The sequence below is a fragment of the Lysinibacillus sp. NPDC056220 genome, assembly GCF_049315265.1.
Classification (GTDB): Bacteria; Bacillota; Bacilli; order Bacillales_A; family Planococcaceae; genus Lysinibacillus; species Lysinibacillus pinottii.
In genome coordinates this window covers 17,148-35,465 of sequence record NZ_JBMOXD010000012.1, presented here as the reverse complement: position 1 = coordinate 35,465, position 18,318 = coordinate 17,148, and the positions used below count along the sequence as shown (strand labels likewise).

General features: G+C 38.8%; 19 protein-coding genes. 11 read left to right on the top strand and 8 right to left on the bottom strand.

Going from position 1 to position 18,318, the window contains the following annotated elements; genetic code table 11:
- Positions 1–23: 23 nt before the first annotated feature.
- The 7 genes from ACOZBY_RS20990 to mnhG are packed head-to-tail and all read left to right on the top strand — an operon-like array spanning position 24 to position 5,779.
- Positions 24–2,435 carry a Na+/H+ antiporter subunit A gene (locus ACOZBY_RS20990; protein ID WP_012292382.1) on the top strand — a complete coding sequence of 804 codons (2,412 nt, stop codon included), beginning with the start codon at positions 24–26 and terminating at the stop codon, positions 2,433–2,435.
- On the top strand, positions 2,422–2,844 hold the full coding sequence (locus ACOZBY_RS20985) for a Na(+)/H(+) antiporter subunit B (protein WP_012292381.1): 423 nt from the start codon (positions 2,422–2,424) through the stop codon (positions 2,842–2,844). Before ACOZBY_RS20990 ends, ACOZBY_RS20985 begins: the two co-directional genes overlap by 14 nt.
- Positions 2,844–3,185 (top strand): Na(+)/H(+) antiporter subunit C, encoded by a 342-nt coding sequence (locus ACOZBY_RS20980; protein ID WP_012292380.1) that lies wholly within the window; start codon positions 2,844–2,846, stop codon positions 3,183–3,185. The genes ACOZBY_RS20985 and ACOZBY_RS20980 overlap by 1 nt, the downstream gene beginning before the upstream one ends.
- Complete coding sequence (locus ACOZBY_RS20975) at positions 3,178–4,665, top strand: Na+/H+ antiporter subunit D (RefSeq protein ID WP_012292379.1); 1,488 nt, start codon at positions 3,178–3,180, stop codon at positions 4,663–4,665. The genes ACOZBY_RS20980 and ACOZBY_RS20975 overlap by 8 nt, the downstream gene beginning before the upstream one ends.
- Before the next feature lie 4 nt (positions 4,666–4,669).
- Complete coding sequence (locus tag ACOZBY_RS20970; RefSeq protein ID WP_012292378.1) at positions 4,670–5,149, top strand: Na+/H+ antiporter subunit E; 480 nt, start codon at positions 4,670–4,672, stop codon at positions 5,147–5,149.
- Positions 5,146–5,427: a Na(+)/H(+) antiporter subunit F1 gene (locus ACOZBY_RS20965; protein ID WP_012292377.1), complete on the top strand. Its 282-nt coding sequence runs from the start codon at positions 5,146–5,148 to the stop codon at positions 5,425–5,427. Before ACOZBY_RS20970 ends, ACOZBY_RS20965 begins: the two co-directional genes overlap by 4 nt.
- Positions 5,411–5,779: a monovalent cation/H(+) antiporter subunit G gene (mnhG, locus tag ACOZBY_RS20960; protein ID WP_012292376.1), complete on the top strand. Its 369-nt coding sequence runs from the start codon at positions 5,411–5,413 to the stop codon at positions 5,777–5,779. The genes ACOZBY_RS20965 and mnhG overlap by 17 nt, the downstream gene beginning before the upstream one ends.
- 56 nt (positions 5,780–5,835) lie before the next feature.
- Here mnhG and cysC read toward each other — a convergent pair whose 3' ends face one another.
- The 4 genes from cysC to ACOZBY_RS20940 all read right to left on the bottom strand — a co-directional run bounded on the left by cysC (position 5,836) and on the right by ACOZBY_RS20940 (position 9,422).
- Entirely contained in the window at positions 5,836–6,429 is a 594-nt protein-coding gene (gene cysC, locus ACOZBY_RS20955) for an adenylyl-sulfate kinase (protein ID WP_012292375.1), read from the bottom strand.
- Positions 6,426–7,565: a sulfate adenylyltransferase gene (gene sat, locus ACOZBY_RS20950; RefSeq protein WP_031418541.1), complete on the bottom strand. Its 1,140-nt coding sequence runs from the start codon at positions 7,563–7,565 to the stop codon at positions 6,426–6,428. The genes cysC and sat overlap by 4 nt, the downstream gene beginning before the upstream one ends.
- 78 nt (positions 7,566–7,643) lie before the next feature.
- Entirely contained in the window at positions 7,644–8,708 is a 1,065-nt protein-coding gene (locus tag ACOZBY_RS20945) for an inorganic phosphate transporter (RefSeq protein ID WP_031418542.1), read from the bottom strand.
- Positions 8,709–8,720: 12 nt separating this feature from the next.
- Positions 8,721–9,422 carry a phosphoadenylyl-sulfate reductase gene (locus tag ACOZBY_RS20940; protein WP_012292372.1) on the bottom strand — a complete coding sequence of 234 codons (702 nt, stop codon included), beginning with the start codon at positions 9,420–9,422 and terminating at the stop codon, positions 8,721–8,723.
- Positions 9,423–9,877: 455 nt separating this feature from the next.
- Here ACOZBY_RS20940 and ACOZBY_RS20935 point away from each other — a divergent pair, with 455 nt between their 5' ends.
- From ACOZBY_RS20935 to ACOZBY_RS20920, 4 genes are read left to right on the top strand one after another with little or no spacing between them, the layout of a single operon-like run.
- A complete protein-coding gene (locus tag ACOZBY_RS20935) occupies positions 9,878–10,930 on the top strand; it encodes a sulfate ABC transporter substrate-binding protein (protein WP_422762654.1) in 1,053 nt (350 codons plus the stop codon).
- A gap of 11 nt (positions 10,931–10,941) precedes the next feature.
- Positions 10,942–11,775 carry a sulfate ABC transporter permease subunit CysT gene (cysT, locus tag ACOZBY_RS20930; protein WP_012292370.1) on the top strand — a complete coding sequence of 278 codons (834 nt, stop codon included), beginning with the start codon at positions 10,942–10,944 and terminating at the stop codon, positions 11,773–11,775.
- 10 nt (positions 11,776–11,785) lie between these two features.
- Positions 11,786–12,658 (top strand): sulfate ABC transporter permease subunit CysW, encoded by an 873-nt coding sequence (gene cysW, locus ACOZBY_RS20925; RefSeq protein ID WP_012292369.1) that lies wholly within the window; start codon positions 11,786–11,788, stop codon positions 12,656–12,658.
- A gap of 15 nt (positions 12,659–12,673) precedes the next feature.
- On the top strand, positions 12,674–13,744 hold the full coding sequence (locus ACOZBY_RS20920) for a sulfate/molybdate ABC transporter ATP-binding protein (protein WP_036160565.1): 1,071 nt from the start codon (positions 12,674–12,676) through the stop codon (positions 13,742–13,744).
- A 40-nt stretch (positions 13,745–13,784) separates the two neighbouring features.
- Here the strand turns inward: ACOZBY_RS20920 and cysI are convergent, their stop codons facing one another.
- From cysI to ACOZBY_RS20900, 4 genes are all read right to left on the bottom strand, one after another.
- Positions 13,785–15,503, bottom strand: coding sequence for an assimilatory sulfite reductase (NADPH) hemoprotein subunit (gene cysI / locus ACOZBY_RS20915; RefSeq protein ID WP_012292367.1), 1,719 nt, complete (start codon positions 15,501–15,503; stop codon positions 13,785–13,787).
- Positions 15,504–15,590: 87 nt separating this feature from the next.
- Positions 15,591–17,375, bottom strand: coding sequence for an assimilatory sulfite reductase (NADPH) flavoprotein subunit (locus tag ACOZBY_RS20910; RefSeq protein ID WP_197150255.1), 1,785 nt, complete (start codon positions 17,373–17,375; stop codon positions 15,591–15,593).
- A gap of 45 nt (positions 17,376–17,420) precedes the next feature.
- Positions 17,421–17,570: a YezD family protein gene (locus ACOZBY_RS20905; RefSeq protein WP_012292365.1), complete on the bottom strand. Its 150-nt coding sequence runs from the start codon at positions 17,568–17,570 to the stop codon at positions 17,421–17,423.
- Positions 17,570–18,310 carry a sirohydrochlorin chelatase gene (locus ACOZBY_RS20900; RefSeq protein WP_012292364.1) on the bottom strand — a complete coding sequence of 247 codons (741 nt, stop codon included), beginning with the start codon at positions 18,308–18,310 and terminating at the stop codon, positions 17,570–17,572. The genes ACOZBY_RS20905 and ACOZBY_RS20900 overlap by 1 nt, the downstream gene beginning before the upstream one ends.
- Between the last annotated feature and the right edge of the window lie 8 nt (positions 18,311–18,318).

The window sequence follows — 18,318 nt, the reverse complement described above, 5'->3', positions numbered from 1 at the left end:
TACCTGCATAAAGGAGGGTTTTTTTGTTACAAGTACTTTATATTTTCATTCCCATGCTTGCTGCAATATTCGTACCATTTTTATATAAAAGCATAAAGAATATTCATACTGGCTGGTTTGTTCTCGCTGTTCCAGCTACGCTCGTGGTGATTTATGCATCTTATATTGCACAAGTAGCTAAAGGTGGAGTGTTTACAGCTAAACTTCCTTGGATTCCATCGCTTGATATTTCCTTCGTCTCCTATTTGGATGGCCTTAGCTTATTATTCTCGCTACTAATTACTGGGATCGGATCATTAGTTGTCCTCTACTCCATTTTTTACTTAGATAAACATAAAGAAAAATTACATAATTTTTATGTTTACTTACTGTTATTTATGTCTGCAATGCTTGGAGTAGTACAGTCAGATCATTTAATTACACTTTATTTCTTTTGGGAATTAACGTCCATTTCCTCATTCCTACTCATTGGTTATTGGTATAACCGTGATGCGTCACGCCTTGGAGCACTGAAGTCAATGATGATAACAGTTGGCGGTGGCTTAATGATGTTAGGTGGATTCGTTCTTCTCTACTTAATGGGTGGAACTTATTCCATTCGAGAGCTAATGGTTATGGCTCCAAATCTAGTTGATCACCCTTTATTTACTTGGTCGCTTGTGTTACTCCTTCTAGGAGCATTTACAAAATCGGCTCAATTCCCATTTTACATTTGGCTACCAGATGCAATGGAAGCACCTACACCAGTAAGTGCATACCTTCACTCTGCCACAATGGTCAAAGCAGGTATTTATTTAGTAGCACGCTTTACCCCAATTTTTGCGGCTTCTGAGCTCTGGGTATGGCTTGTAACAGGTATAGGTATTTTAACTTTATTCTGGGGTTCATTCTTTGCAGTCAAACAAACGGACTTGAAAGGGATTCTTGCCTTCTCGACCGTCAGTCAACTTGGACTTATTATGTCACTACTTGGGGCAAGCGCAGTGGCGTTTCATGCCAACGAATCCGTAGATACAATTAAATTTGCGGCATTTGCTGCCATCTTCCATCTGATCAATCACGCTACATTTAAAGGTAGCCTATTCATGATTGCTGGGATTATCGATCATGAAACAGGGACACGTGATATTCGTAAATTGGGTGGGTTAATGAGTATTATGCCTATCAGTTTTACAGTTGCGGCAATAGGAAGCTTATCGATGGCTGGTCTTCCACCGTTTAATGGCTTCTTAAGTAAAGAAATGTTTTTAACAGCCATGCTCGCGCTTCAAAAGTTTGAGTTTTTTGGCTTCGATACATGGGGAGTGCTCTTCCCAATCGTGGCTTGGGTTGCTAGTATTTTCACATTTATTTATAGCTTTTATTTTGTTTTCCGAACATTTAATGGCAACTACAAACCAGAACAATTACCGCATAAACCACATGAAGCACCTATTGGGATGCTAGTTTCTCCAATGCTTTTAGCAGGATTAGTTGTGCTTATATTCTTTATCCCGAATTTTATTGGTGATACATTTGTCAAACCTGCTGTACTAGCGATTCAGCCATTTTTATACGAGGTACCACAAGATATTGACATTCATGTATCTGCCTGGCATGGAATCAATCCAGAGCTTCTAATGACGATAGGAATTATTATCATAGGAGTACTGCTATTTGTATCACTACCGAAATGGCAAGGGATGTATCAACGATTCCCAAAGGCTTTCACCTTGAATAATGCTTATGACAAAATTATGCAGGGGTTAGATGTTGGCTTGAATCGCCTTTCTCGACTCTACATGACGGGGTCAATGCGTCATTATCTACTTTATATGTTTAGTGGTATTGCTATTATCGTCATTGGTTCGCTTTTTGTGAAAAATGCCTTTAGTTTTTCATTCCAAGAGACAGCTCCAATTAGGCCCTATGAAATTATTTTAGTCGTGGTTTTATTAATTGGAACAGCTATCACTATACTAGCCAAATCGCGTTTAACAGCCATTATAGGTCTTGGCTCTGTTGGTTATACGGTAGCATTATTTTTTGTTATTTTTAATGCGCCAGATTTAGCCTTAACACAGCTTGTTATAGAGACTATATCTGTTGCTCTCTTTTTAATGGCATTCTACCATCTGCCAAAACTTGGTAAACGAGAAGAACGTATGAGATTTCAATTAAATCGAGCTGTTGTATCTATTACAATAGGTGCCATGGTAACACTTGTCGCATTATCTGCTCATTCACAAAAACTTATTCCTTCTATTTCTAAATACTATGAGGAAACCGTTTACTCCTTAGCGGGCGGAGGAAATATTGTTAATGTAATTTTAGTAGACTATCGTGGCTTTGATACATTGTTTGAAATTACAGTGCTCGGTATTGCTGGAATGGCCATTTTGGCTATGATTAAATTGCGCATGAATAGAAAGGAGAAAACACATGAAAACAAATGATGTGATAATACAATTTACGGCTAAAATTGTATTTTTCATTATTTTCTTCTTCTCCATTCATATTTTTTTAGCAGGTCATTACACGCCTGGTGGTGGCTTTGTTGGAGGACTTTTAACCTCCAGTGCCATCGTGCTATTAGTGTTAGCCTTTGATATTCGTACTGTACGACATATTTTACCTATTAATTACACGTATTTAACGGCTATTGGTTTATTATTAGCCCTTGCCACTGCGGCATTTCCTATGTTTGTTGGCGAACCTTTTTTTACGCATTTCTTTAATTATTTCGATTTACCGCTTCTAGGCAAACAGTCTTTACACACGGCTATGCTTTTTGATAGCGGTGTCTATCTGGTTGTTGTGGGTGTTACGATGACCATTATTCAAACGATTGGAGAGGATGAATAATGGAAATAATTATGGCCTTTGTCATTGGCTTCCTCTTTATGGCAGCTGTCTATTTAATTTTATCAAAAAGTTTATTACGAATTATTATTGGTACGGGACTTTTAAGTCACGGTGCTCACCTACTGATATTAACGATGGGTGGTCTTGGTGGTGAGGCTCCACCCGTGTTAAACGAAGGAGCTAAACCCTTTGCAGATCCATTACCCCAGGCACTTATTTTAACCGCTATTGTTATTAGCTTTGGCGTCACAGCGTTTTTCCTTGTGCTAGCATATCGTTCCTATCAGGAGCTACAAACTGATGATATTAGCTTAATGAGAGGAAGTGATGAGGATGAATAACTTCCTACTGCTGCCTATCATCATTCCGTTTTTCTTCGGTATGATTTTAATGTTTGGGCAAAAAAATTTAATGTATCAACGAACATTTTCATTACTTGGAATCGGGATATCCTTGATTACTGCCATTTCACTTCTATTGAAAGTGAAACATGATGGTATCCAAAAGGTTACCTTTGGAGATTGGCCTGTCCCTTATGGCATTACCATGGTTTCTGATATGGTATCCGCATTGCTCGTTACAACAACATTGTTAATTGCTTTTTTTGTTGTTTGGTATGGCTTTGGTTCTATTACGAAGGAACGGGAAAGATTCTTTTATTACCCTGGTATCATGTTTATTTTAACTGGGGTTAATGGGGCTTTTACTACAGGTGATATTTTTAACTTATTCGTTTTCTTCGAAGTATTATTAATGGCTTCATATTTACTGATCGTGCTAGGTGGCGAGAAAGGGCAACTGAAAGGATCGATCAAATATATTTTAATTAATGTTATTTCGTCGGCCTTATTTGTCATTACCGTAGCCTTTTTATACTCGGTTGTAGGAACATTGAACATGGCTGATATTGCCGTTAAAATAGCTGAAATCAATCAGCCAGGTATCATTACGGTTATAGCTGTACTCTTTTTAATGGTTTTCGGATTAAAAGCAGCCATTTTCCCATTGTATTTTTGGCTTCCTACTTCGTATGCAGCAGCGCCTATACCTGTATTAACACTATTCGGTGCATTGCTCACAAAGGTAGGTGTCTATGCAATTACACGTACCTATACACTATTCTTTGTACACGATTTATCATATACTCATGATTTATTGATGGTACTTGCCATTGCTACAATTGTAGCTGGATGCATTGGGGCACTCGCCTACTTTGATGTCAAACTTATTATTATCTACAATATTGTCATTGCTGTAGGAGTTATTTTATTTGGTGTCTCACAAATGAATGAAGCTTCTTTAAAGGGAGCGATGTTTTATTTAGTACACGATATGCTCATAAAGGCTGCACTCTTTATGTTAATCGGTATTATCATCTACATTACAGGTACATCTGATTTGCGTAAGATGGGTGGCCTGATGAAGAAATACCCGGTGCTTGGTTGGTGTTATTTAATTGCAGCATTTGGCTTAGCCGGAATTCCACCACTTAGCGGATTTGTGGGCAAACTTTTGATTGTTCAAGGTGGTTTTGAAGCGGGAAATATGTGGAGTAGTATTTTCATATTAGCGTCCTCACTGCTCGTACTATTATCAGTCATCCGTATCTTCATCTATGCCTTTTGGGGCGAGGAGAAAGAAACAAAGGGTACCGTTGACAAATCTATCTACAAGATGCTGTTTATGCCTTCAGCCCTATTAGTACTTATTTCTGTCGTATATGGTGTGGGTTCCGAATGGATGACGCCATTTATGGACGATGCAGCAAAACTTTTAAATGATCCATCTATCTATATAGATGCTGTGATGAAGGGGGATTAACGCTATGGCATTTCAAATGATTTTAAACTTTGTACTTGCCTTCGTATGGATGTTCCTATCCTCTAATTACACAGCAACCGGCTTTATAATTGGGTTCTTAATGGGTATCATTCTGCTCATAATAATGCGAAGATTTTTTAAGTCTCGTCTTTATGTCTACCGACTATGGGCCATTTTAAAATTGACTTCGCTGTTCTTTAAAGAGTTAGTATTAGCGAATGTGCAAGTCCTGAAGGTAGTATTAAAGCCTAAATTGGACATGCAGCCTGCCTTTTTTGCTTACCCTACTGTATTAACGGAAGACTGGGAAATCACTTTACTATCCAGCCTTATTACTTTAACGCCCGGGACTGTAGTCGTACATGTATCCGATGATGCTAAAACATTATATGTACATGCTATTGATATAAACGATGTGGATGAGGCTGTTGCTTCCATTCGAGATTCATTTGAGAAAGCGATTTTGGAGGTGAGTAAATCATGACAACATTTATTATTGCAGTCATTGTAGTGATTTGCTTATCGATGATTGCGGTCATTTATCGAATGATTAAAGGACCTTCTGCATCTGACCGTGTTGTCGCTTTGGATTCACTGGGTGTCTCTCTTATTTCCTTGATTGGATTATTTTCAATACTAGTGGAAACAAGCTTCTTCCTTGAGATTATTTTATTACTAGCTATTTTATCATTTATTGGGACAGTTGCTTTCTCTAAATTCATAGAGAAAGGAGATATCATTAAACGTGACAATTCTCGCTAATAGTTTAGTTATTTTTTTCATTTCTGTTGGAGTACTTTTTATTGTCGTCACAGCCATTGGGCTTATCCGCCTACCTGATTTATATACGCGAGCACATGCTGCCTCAAAAAGTGCTACACTTGGTGTTATGTGCGTACTAATTGGTGTATTCTTTCACTTTTGGCTAATTGAAGATCATTTTAATCCACGTATATTATTAGGTATACTATTCCTCTTCATCACTGGCCCTGTTGGAGGACATATTATGACTCGATCCTCTTATATTGCTGGTGTAAAGCCTTGGAAAGGTACAGTACGTGATGAATTAGGCCCTGAAATTGACAGAATGAAAAAAGAACAAGATGTTCGATAAAACATATAAAAAATCTGCTCAATCATTATGAACGAGCAGATTTTTTTATTGGTTAGTTAAATATAGCCTTTGGCAGTTAAAATACTAGTCAACTGTTCCACACATTCTTCTACAGTATGATGTTCTGAATCTAAAATAATTTCTGGGTTTTCGGGTTCCTCATAAGGAGCGCTAATACCAGTAAAATTTGCAATCTCTGCTTTTCTAGCTTTTTTATATAGTCCCTTTGGATCCCTTTTTTCACATGTTTCTACTGAACACTTTACAAAGACTTCTATAAATTCACCATCTTCAACAAGCTCACGAACTACTTGACGATCTTCTCGATAAGGTGAAATAAATGCCGTTAGCACAATTTGACCGCTTTCTATAAAAAGCTTCGAAACTTCCCCTATACGACGGATGTTTTCTTTACGCCCTGACTCATCAAAACCTAAATCCTTATTTAAGCCATGACGGACATTATCGCCATCCAACACAAAAGCTTGATTACCCCTTTCATATAATTGACGGGCAAATGCATTGGCTATAGATGATTTTCCTGAAGCAGACAAACCCGTAAACCATAAAATAAAGCTTTGATGTTTATTTTGAGAGCGACGCTCATCTTTTGTAACAGAGGCTTCATGCCAAACAATATTTGAACTCATTTGACTACCTCCTTCTGCATGCCTTTTATTAGTACGTCTACTACCTCTTTACGGCTAAATGTACTTGGTGGTACTTCTCCATTGCGAAGCATCTCTCGTACTTTTGTACCTGATAAAATAATATGGGCAGAGCTATCATGGGGACAAGTTTTTGTAGTAGCCATCCCTTCACACTGCTGACAATAAAAACTATGCTCAAACTTCAATGGAATAATCCCTAATTCATCTTCCGTAAACTGTTCAAAGATTTTTTGGGCATCGTACGTGCCATAGTAATCCCCAACACCTGCATGATCTCTACCCACGATAAAATGTGTACAGCCATAATTTTTCCTTACAAGCGCATGGAAAATGGCCTCCCTTGGTCCTGCGTAACGCATAGCAGCTGGAAATACACCTAATTGCACACGATTTTCAGGATAGTAATTTTTCAATAAAATCTCATAGCTCTCCATACGGATAGCCGCAGATACATCATCCGATTTTGTTTCACCAACAAGAGGGTTTAAAAATAAACCATCTATCGTTTCAAGTGCTGCCTTTTGGATATATTCATGGGCCCGATGCACTGGGTTACGCGTTTGAAAGCCCACAATGGTTTGCCAACCCTTTGAAGCAAATAGTTGTCGGGTTTCCACTGGATCAAATGAATACGTAGGAAACTTTTGTGCTAGACGTTTAATTAACGTAATTTTTCCACCAACATATATGGCAGGACGTTCATGTAGCTTGTGAACTCCAGGATGTGCTAAATCCTCAGTGCCATAAACAAGTAAAGCCTCTTTTCGCTTATTCGGCTCAAAAATATCAGCCACCTGAATAACACCAAAAGTTTCACCTTGATAGACTAGTTTTACCTCTTCACCAGGTTGTAAGGTTGCTGCTTTCTCTTCCGTCACTGGGAGGGTAATTGGAATACTCCATACTATACCTGATACTAATCGACTTTTTTCCACCACAGATTCATAATCTGCTTGTGTTAAAAACCCTTGGATGGGACTGTAGCCTCCTATGGCAATTAACTCTAAATCACTCAAAGAAATGGCATCCAGCTCAATCTCCTTATGAATAGATGTTATTTCCTTATCGGGATGAAAAGCTTGCACAAGAAACCCTCCATGTGGTTGTAAACTCATATTATCTCCTCCTAATTCTAGTTAAATACTAAGTTTAATAGTAAGATCAACATCAATGATGTAGTAACACTAGTAAAATTAAATTCCCTCACCTGCATCATATATGGATTGCTCTTCTTCTCGAATGGTACGCATTAAACTAATAACTCCAAGCGTTCCAACGATAATGCTGCCATTTATAATAACAGCATATAGATCTTTTTCTAAAAACAACTGTACTAAAAAATAAGAAATGGCTAATGAAAAGATGGGGGATACAACCCATATACGAATAATCTTTTTCACAATATGCTTATGAAAAATTTGTTTTCCGTTTTTCGCCATTCCCATGCCGATAATAGAGGAAGATGTTACTTGCGTTAGTGGTACTGGAAGTCCAAAAATAGAGCTTATGCCTACGAGTAGCGCCCCAGTACTTGAAATTAAAATACCCTCTGCCTTTTGAAAACGCATAATTTTTTTACCGTTTGTTTCAAGAACTCGTTTACCAAGTAGGATAGCTCCTGCAGCTACAAATGCACCCCCAAGCATAATGCCGATAGTAACATCCAGCATGCCAGCACCTACCAGCGGCCCAACTGCATTCGCCACGTTATTCATACCTGCCGAAAAGGCTTCAAAAAATCCTGCTAATACAAGTAGAATCGTTAAAATCGGATGATCTTTTAATAGCCCCCTAAGTTGTAATTTATATAACAACTTCCCCAATATAAGGGCCATTACAAAAGCTATAAGTGGGACAATAACCCAAAAGGACATAATGACCAGCAAAGATTGGACGAATAACACTTTATAAGCTATTCCCACACCAACAACTGCGCCGACGGTAACCTCACTGGTAGATAATGGGATGCCTAAAAGGTTGGCAAAAAATAAACTGCTTGTTGCAGAAATTAAAATAATGATAACAATTTTAACCGTAATGTACTCCTGAGGCATAATACCTGAGCTAATCGTTTTGACTACTTCTCCTCCGCCCAACACCGCTCCGCTATAAACGCCTATGGCGCATAATAATAATGCTTGCCAAGCCTTTTTAATAGCACCTGCCCCATAAGCAACTCCCATTGAAGCTGCTGCCCCACTTGCACCTATATTCATGGCAAAAAATAAACTAATAGCTATGGCAAAATATTCAAGCATGGCATAACTCCTTTATTCATGTAACCCACATTCTGTCTTCCCAGAGCCTTGCCATCTACCTGAACGTAAATCATCCATCGTAAATGCCGGCTTTGTACAATGCTCACAACCGATACTTGGATAGCCTTGATCATGCAACGGATTGTATGGCAGATTGTTTTTCGAGACATAGCGCCAAACATCCTTCCAAGTCCAATGGATAAGTGGGCAAACTTTAATCGACTTAAATTTATCATCACGATTAAGAAAATTTGTTTGTTGACGTGTTGGCGATTGTTCACGTCGTAAACCAGATATCCAAGCCTTTGTGCCTGAAAGGGCTTCATGTAGCGGCTTAATCTTGCGTATAGCACAGCATTGATTTGGATCTGACTTCCAAAGTTCTTCACCATATTGAGCTGCTTGTTGTTCAAGTGTGAGTGCAGACTTTTTCATCACAATGTTTAATTGTGGATATTTTTCTTTTACTCGCCGGATCGTTTCATAGGTCTCTTTAAAATGGACATCTGTATCTAAAAAGACAATGGTTGCATTTGGCTTTACCTTCGAAATGAGATCAATTAAGACTATGCCCTCAATCCCAAAGCTACAGGCATAAACTATTTCATTCCCATACTCTTGATAGCTCCATCGTAAAACCTCTAATGCTCCCCTATACATTTCATCAACTTGAAAATTAATGTTTGGTTCTTGCCAATTTGCATGTGTTAACATAGAATCCCCCTCATAGCAAAAAAAGGCGTTCTAACTAAAGACACCCAAAAAACATGCCTTTGTTAAAACGCCTCTAGTTTGACTAGCCAGCTCATTATTCAACGATTTTTCACTAGTAATTGCTACCTCGTTCTTTAATCGTTTTTCTTATTACCAAATATATACTAAAGTACACCAAGCAGTCAACTAGGTTTTTTCAAATATCTTATGCAATAAACCCATTTTTGACACTCTTAGTTGCATAAGATAAATGACAGCTAGGTAATCACCATGATTTTCAACATTTTATAATTCCTTGTTGACTAATAGGAAATATGTGTTTAATGTATTATCTAAAGCTTTGACACAACTACTAAAATGCTGATCAGAGGATCTGAAGGCCATCTACCTATGACGAATTATCGTTATGGGGGATGGCTTTTTGCATTCTTCAGCCAGAAAGGGAGCGACATAGAATGAAGAAAAGAAAGAATGTCTTTCAATCTTTGGCACTGCTTGCTGTATTAACTTTATCTGTAACAGGATGTAGTAGTGCTAACTCAAATGAAGATACAAGTGGCCAGGAAGGTAATAAGTCCGTTGAGCTATTAAATGTATCCTATGACCCAACACGCGAGCTTTACGATGAGTTCAATCAAGATTTTATAAAAAAGTGGAAGGATGAAACAGGGCAAGATGTCACGATTAAACAATCTCATGGAGGCTCAGGAAAACAAGGTAGAGCAGTGATTGATGGTCTTGAAGCAGACGTTGTCACCCTTGCTCTCGCCTATGATATTGATGAAATTGCCCAAACTCGTGAGCTGCTGAATAAAGATTGGCAAACCGAATTTGACCATAACTCTACTCCCTATACATCCACTATTGTCTTTTTAGTACGCAAGGGCAACCCGAAAGATATACAAGATTGGGATGATCTCATCAAAAAAGATGTATCCGTCATTACCCCTAACCCAAAAACATCTGGTGGTGCAAGGTGGAACTACCTAGCTGCTTGGGGCTATGCTGGAAAGTTATATAACAATGATGAAACAAAAATCAAAGAATTTATGAAATCACTATACAGCAATGTTGAAGTACTGGATTCTGGTGCCCGAGGTGCTACCACAACTTTTGTGGAACACAAAATTGGGGATGTCTTAATTGCATGGGAAAATGAAGCTTACTTATCACTTCATGAATTAGGGAAGGACGAATTCGAAATAATTACTCCATCATTAAGTATTTTAGCGGAGCCACCAGTGGCGATTGTTGACAAAATCGTCGATAAAAAAGGAACACGGGAAGTAGCGGAGGCTTACTTACAGCATTTATATAGCGATACGGGTCAAGAAATTGCTGCCAAAAATTATTACCGCCCTCGCAACGAGGCTGTTCTAGCTAAATATAAAGACCAATTCCCACAGCTTGAACTTGTTTCAATCGATGATTTTGGTGGCTGGACCAAAGCACAAGCAACTCACTTTAAAGACGGCGGTACCTTTGATGAAATTTACTTGCCACAATAAGGAGTGTTCTGATGAGTAGTTTAACCCTGACGAAGAAATCACGTCGCATTATTCCAGGATTTCACCTATCTCTTGGATATACGATGTTATATGTTAGTTTACTAGTGTTATTACCACTTTCTATGATCTTTTTCCATACAATGTCCTTAAGCTGGACAGTGTTTCTTGATATTATCACTGATCCTCGTGCTGTTGCTTCCTATAAAGTTAGCTTTAGCACAGCCCTCATTGCAGGTCTATTAAATGTACTTTTCGGCACAATTATCGCATGGGTTCTGGTTCGCTACCAGTTCCCTTTTAAAAGAATGATGGATGGATTAGTAGATTTGCCTTTTGCTTTACCTACTGCTGTAGCAGGGATTGCTTTAACATCTCTCTACGCCCCCAATGGTTGGATTGGCCAGTTTTTTGATTTTAAAATTGCCTTTACGCCCCTTGGTATTATTATTGCCTTAACTTTTATTGGGCTTCCTTTCGTTGTACGAACAGTACAGCCAGTATTGCAAAATATTAGTGCTGAAGTTGAGGAGGCTTCTGCCAGCCTTGGAGCAAATCGTTTACAAACCTTTCGTAAAGTCATTTTGCCAGAGTTATTACCAGCCATATTAACGGGCTTTTCATTAGCCTTTGCTCGTGCTCTTGGTGAGTATGGCTCAGTTGTTTTCATTGCGGGAAATATGCCTATGAAAACCGAAATTACCCCTTTAATTATTATGACTAAACTTGAGCAATACGATTATGCTGGTGCCACTGCAATTGCGGTAGTCATGCTTGTTACTTCATTTATTTTATTATTAACCATTAACGTCATACAATGGCTAGCCAATCGTCGGTTTGTACATTAGGAGGAGCTTTATGGAACAATCAGCATTTATTCAACAGGCTAGTCCAGAAAAAAATAAGGTACCTAAGTCTGTCGCCCTACAGGAGCCTCGTGTTATTCGCTATACACTTACATGTATTGCACTAGTCTTTTTAGCTTTTTTTATCGTCCTGCCATTAGCTTCAATTTTTATTACAGCCTTTCAAAAAGGTGTGGATGTTTACTTGGCAGCTATCACACATCCAGATGCATTAGCTGCTATTAAGCTCACTTTAACAGTTGTAGCGATTGCTGTACCCCTAAATGCAATCTTTGGCGTAATGGCTGCATGGACCCTTACAAAATTTAATTTTAAGGGGAAAAATCTTTTACTAACCATTGTTGATTTACCTTTTGCGGTCTCCCCTGTTATCGCAGGTTTGGTATTTATTTTACTATTTGGATCGCAGGGATTATTTGGTGATTGGTTATTCGCCAAAGATATTAAAATTGTTTTTGCCCTACCAGGCATTGTCCTTGCGACGATATTTGTCACACTGCCCTTTGTTGCCCGTGAGCTAATACCTCTAATGCAAGCACAGGGAACGTCTGAGGAGGAGGCGTCGATTTCTCTTGGTGCGAGTGGCTTTAAGACCTTTTGGTACGTCACCTTACCCAATATTAAATGGGGTTTATTTTATGGTCTCATATTGTGTAATGCACGAGCTATAGGAGAATTTGGTGCAGTTTCAGTTGTATCTGGCCATATACGAGGCATGACGAATACAATGCCCCTTCATATTGAAATTCTCTATAATGAATATCAATTTTCAGCCGCCTTTGCTGTTGCATCCTTAATGAGTGTCATAGCTATCTTTACATTAATTTTAAAAGACATCATTGCATGGAAGTCCAAATCTAGTTAAAAGGAGATAATTAACATGAGTATTCAAATTCAAAATGTCTCGAAAATATACGGATCTTTTCAAGCATTAGAGGATATTTCTATTCATATTCAGTCAGGGGAGCTTGTTGCATTGCTCGGCCCCTCTGGATCAGGAAAAACCTCTCTATTACGTGTTATTGCAGGGCTGGAAACCACCGATACGGGTGATATTTTTTTTGATGGACATTCCATGACGGATCGACATCCAAAGGAACGTAATGTAGGCTTTGTGTTTCAGCATTATGCTCTATTTCGTCATATGACCGTCTTTGAAAATGTCGCTTATGGCCTAAAGGTTCGCCCTCGAAAAACTAGACCTACTAAGCAAGAAATACGAGACAAAGTGATGGAATTGCTACAATTAGTTAAACTTGAAAATTTCTCTGACCGCTATCCCACACAGCTTTCAGGTGGTCAGAGACAGCGTGTGGCACTAGCGAGAGCACTTGCAGTAGAGCCAAAAGTTCTTCTACTCGATGAGCCATTTGGAGCACTCGATGCAAAGGTTCGCAAGGAGTTGCGTCGCTGGCTACGAAAGTTACACGATGAATTTCATATTACAAGTATTTTTGTTACGCATGATCAAGAGGAAGCATTGGATGTAGCAGATCGCATAGTTGTCATGAACAATGGCAAAATTGAGCAAATCGGAAGTCCAGATGAAGTATATACGCATCCTAAAAGTCCATTTGTCTATGATTTTTTAGGGAACGTCAATCTTTTTAAAGGACGCTTACATAACGGTAAGCTGATGCACGGAGAAGTCGCACTGGATGTGCCTGATGTACAATCACATAGCAAGGATAATGTGATTGGCTATGTTCGCCCCCATGATATACAAATAGAAAAGGTAAATATTCCAGGTACGGTACCCGTCAAAATCAATCATATCCATCTGTTGGGACCTATTGTCCAAATTGAGCTACGCCGTGAGGATTTAGATGAATTTTTAGAGGCAGAATTATCAAAAGAACAGTTCCTTCACCTTCAGCTTGAAGTGGGTGATCATATATTTGTTAGGCCGAAGCAATTAAAGGTCTTTATCCCCGAAGATTACTCCATTTAAAAAACCATGTAGCAAATTTCTTTGCTACATGGCATTTATATTAGACGTGAAATTCTCTACCATCATAAACAGCCGTCACATACCCAGCACGAATGACAAAATCACCAAAATGCTCACCGACTAAACGTTCCTTCGCATAATGTACAAGAATTGGTCGGAGCTCCGCTAGTATCTCTTCCTCCCCTATATTTTCACGATAGATTTTATTCAATCGATTACCAGTAAAACTTGCCCCAAGATACAAATTATATTTTCCAGGACCTTTACCGATAAAGCCTATTTCAGCCATCGCTGCGCGGGAGCAACCATTTGGACAGCCTGACATCCGGATAACAATTTCTGTATCATTTAACCCTGTTTCATCAATGATTGTTTCTATTTTAGTAATAAGAGATGGCAAATAACGCTCCGCCTCTGCCATGGCTAAACCACAGGTTGGTAAGGAGACACAGGCAATAGAATTACGACGCAGTGCGGAATAATGTGCACCATCTGTCAGCTTATATTGCTCGATAATAGCAGCAATCTTTTTCTTTTTCTGTGGTGTTACATTACTAATCATTAAATTCTGGTTAGGTGTTAAACGAAAATCACCTGTATGCACCTTAGCTATTTCACGTAACCCTGTTAACAGCTTATAATCTTGGAAATCTTTAATGCGACCATTTTGAATAAATAGCGTATAATGCCATTTACCCTCAGCCCCTTTAATCCAACCGAACTCATCTCCTGTACGCTCAAACGTATAAGGACGTGCCTCTTGAATGCTCCAACCCAAACGTCTAGTTAGTTCTTCGTTAAACCATTCTAGTCCTCTCGCATCAATCGTATATTTGAAACGTGCATTTTTACGGACAGAGCGATTCCCATAATCCCGCTGAATTGTTATAATCTTTTCTGCTGTTTCCAATAGTTTATCAGGTGTAATAAAGCCAATTTCTCGCGCAAGCTGTGGATAGGTAGCATGATCTCCATGCGTCATCCCCATTCCTCCACCAACAGCTACATTAAAGCCAATAAGCTTTTCATCTTCTACGATCGCGATAAGCCCGATATCTTGTGAAAACACATCGACATCATTACTTGGCGGAATCGCAATGGCAATTTTAAATTTACGTGGCAAATATTGTGCTCCATAAATCGGTTCAATTTCATCATCCTGACTGTCTATGACCTTTTCTCCGTCTAACCATAATTCATGGTATGCACGTGTACGAGGTAGTAAATGCTCACTTAGTTTAGCAGACCAGTTATAAACTTCTTCATGTAATGCTGACTGATTTGGATTTACATTACACATGACATTACGGTTTACATCCCCGCAGGCAGCAAGAGAATCCAATAACACTTCATTAATTTCTTGCATATATTTTTTGACATTCCATTTTAAAATGCCGTGTACCTGAAACGCTTGACGTGTCGTTAGTTTTAAGGAGCCATTGCCATACTTTCTAGCCATTTCATCCATGACCAGCCATTGAGCTGGAGTAGCCGCTCCTCCAGGTGTTCGTACACGTACCATGAATTGATAGGCAGGCTCTAGTTTTTGTCGTTGTCGTTCATTGCGAAGGTCTCGGTCATCCTGTAGGTAACTACCATGGAATTTCATTAAACGATTGTCATCCTCAGGAATACCAGAACTTAATGGATCATTCATAGTCCGTTCAAGTGTCCCACGAAGATAGTTACTTTCAGTCTTAATGCGCTCTACATCACTTGGTTTCCCTGATTGTGGAGGCAAAACAATTTTCTCTGTCATTCTTTATCGCTCCTTTAACCTCTCCAGAGGCTCCGCTTGCTAGCAAATAGTCATCTTCCTACAAGGAAGTTTTTTTCCTGAATACAGTTAATAAACATCCCGCTGGTATCGTTTTTGTTGCTTTAGTTCTTGTACAAAGGTTTTTGCTTGCTCAGACGATTTTTGCCCCTGCTGTTCTATAATACGGTGAATAGTTGCATCCACATCAGCTGCCATTGATTTCTCATCGCCACATACATAAATGACAGCACCTTGTTCAAGCCATTCATAAAAATTTGCCGCATTCTCTTCTATTTTGTGTTGAACATAGATTTTTTTATCGGTATCACGTGAGAAGGCTATATGCATTTGGCTTAAAGTACCAGAAGCTAGCCAGCGTTGCCAATCTGTTTGATAGAGGAAGTCTGTAACAAAATGCTGATCCCCAAAAATGAGCCAAGCTTTACCCACAACCCCTAACTCTTCTCGTTCCTCTAGAAAAGCTCGATATGGGGCTATACCTGTGCCAGCACCAATCATAATTATTGGTGTTTCCTTCTGCTCTGGTAATCTGAAATTTGGATTTTTATGAACATAGATTGGTAATGTATCGCCAATTTGAAGGTCCGCCACACTACCTGAACAAACTCCCAGACGTTGTCGACCGTTCGTCTCATAGCTTACCTTGCTAATCGTTAAATGTACCTCATCATTATTCGCCAATTGGCTACTTGCAATAGAATACAGTCGTGATGGAATTTTTCGCAAAATGTCCACGAATTGCTGCGCACTCCATGTGAAAGGAGCAAAATCTTCTACAACATCAAGTAAATCCCTTCCTTTGGCATAATCCTTCCACGCATTAGGTTCTTCCAATAACCTTGAAAACTCATTATGTTCTGTGTAAGCCTTAATTTTTTCAAGAACAGGCTTAGATAACACTGTAATTTCCAATCTTTTTTGTAAAGCATTTTTTAAGGACAAGATTTCATCAAAAACAGTCACCTCAGTAGCTGGATCAAATTGCAGAGCTACCAGTAATGCATCGACTAATGATTCACTATTCTCTGGTTGAATACCAATGCTGTCCCCCGGCTCAAATTGAAAATTAGCACCTTCAATGGATAATTCTAAATGTCGTGTTTCTTTGTTGGATCCACGACCATTTAGATTAATATTTTCTAACACTTCAGCGTAAAATGGATTTTTTCTTGAATATGTAGTAGCTCCTAGGATTTCATCGCTCTCTGTTGAAGTTACCGATATTGCAGTAGCTTGTTTGAGAAATTCTTGTTGAACCGCTGAGAACCATTGTGCAGCCGCGTCATCATAATCCACATCACAATCTGTACGAGGAACCATTCTTGTTGCACCTAGTTTAGCAAATTGCTCATCAAAGTCTTTACCTGTTTTGCAGAAAAATTCATAGGAACTATCCCCTAATGCCAGTACCGAATATTGAAGATGCTCTAATTTTGGTGCTCGTTTACTATGCAAAAATTCATAGAATTGAATCGCCTGATCTGGCGGATCACCCTCACCATGTGTACTCACAATAAGTAATAGATTTGTGATTTTCTTTAAGTTACTTGCTTTAAATTTCCCTAATGATGAGACAGTAACGTCTACGTTTTGAGCCTCTAATAGAGATGCATATTTTTCAGCTAGCCCTTGACTATTACCAGTTTGCGACCCATATAAAATCGTCATCGTTTTCGTAATCGATTGAGTTGTAGCTGGAGCAGTTACAACTATGGGCTCCTGAGTAGCTTGTGCTGCACTTAAATAACCGTTTAACCAAATTTTTTGCTCCAGTGTTAATTGAGGTAAAAGTTCGTTTAATAATTTTACCTGCTCTTCATTAAATGGACTGTTTATAACTTGCAGTTTCAATCTTTGCCACCTCGCGAATCGTCATCATTTCATCCTCTAAAAAAATTATCGGAGTCTTATTTTTTCTTTTTTTTCGATTTGAACCACATAAGAGTTTTGAACAATCAATGTAATCGAACCATGGTTCACAGTATTTAGCATTTGGCGGACATTATCTAATGCTAGATTTACATTTTCAAGCCTTTTATCTACCATTACGAAACACCTTCCTCTTTGAAATGTAGTAATTCATTAATACGTTCCACTAACACTTTTTTTACATTGACGTCATAACCCAAGCTTTCACATAACACCATGTTGTTGTTTGATAACCCTTGTAATCGTTTTGCAATGCTTTGCCGTAAAATACCTGTAAATAAGAGATACGGCACAATAAAAACTTGATGCTGCCTCTCTTTTTCTTGCTGGAGCCAGTCATCAAAACTCGGACCCATTCCATATAAGAAGCAAGTATCTACTGTTTGATAGTTGTATTTCATTCGCAACCTTGCTGCAATTTCAGCTAAATCTCTCTTTACGGCCGGATCACTACTGCCACGTCCTATTAGTAAAACACTGGCTTCATGCTTAGGCTGCTGCTTTTCAAGAATTCTAGCCTGTAACGAGTCGATGATTCGTTCATGAATGCCTAATGGCTCACCATAGGAAAATAGGATATGTGGAAAGAGCTTTTGAGCTTTTGCAATTTCTATTGGAATATCCTCCTTTGCATGCTGTGCAGCTAGCAGTAGAATGGGTACAATAGCAATCCTAGTTGCCCCTTGTCTAACACAGTTTGCAATCCCCTCTCCAATGGTGGGTGTTGCAAGCTCCAAAAAGCATATTTCCTGAATAGAAACCTGAACCTCTTGTTGAACCCCTTGTAAAAAAGCTACAGCTTGATCTACGCCTGCCTTAACACGACTACCATGGGCAATATATAAAATAGCCTGCATAAAGTCAC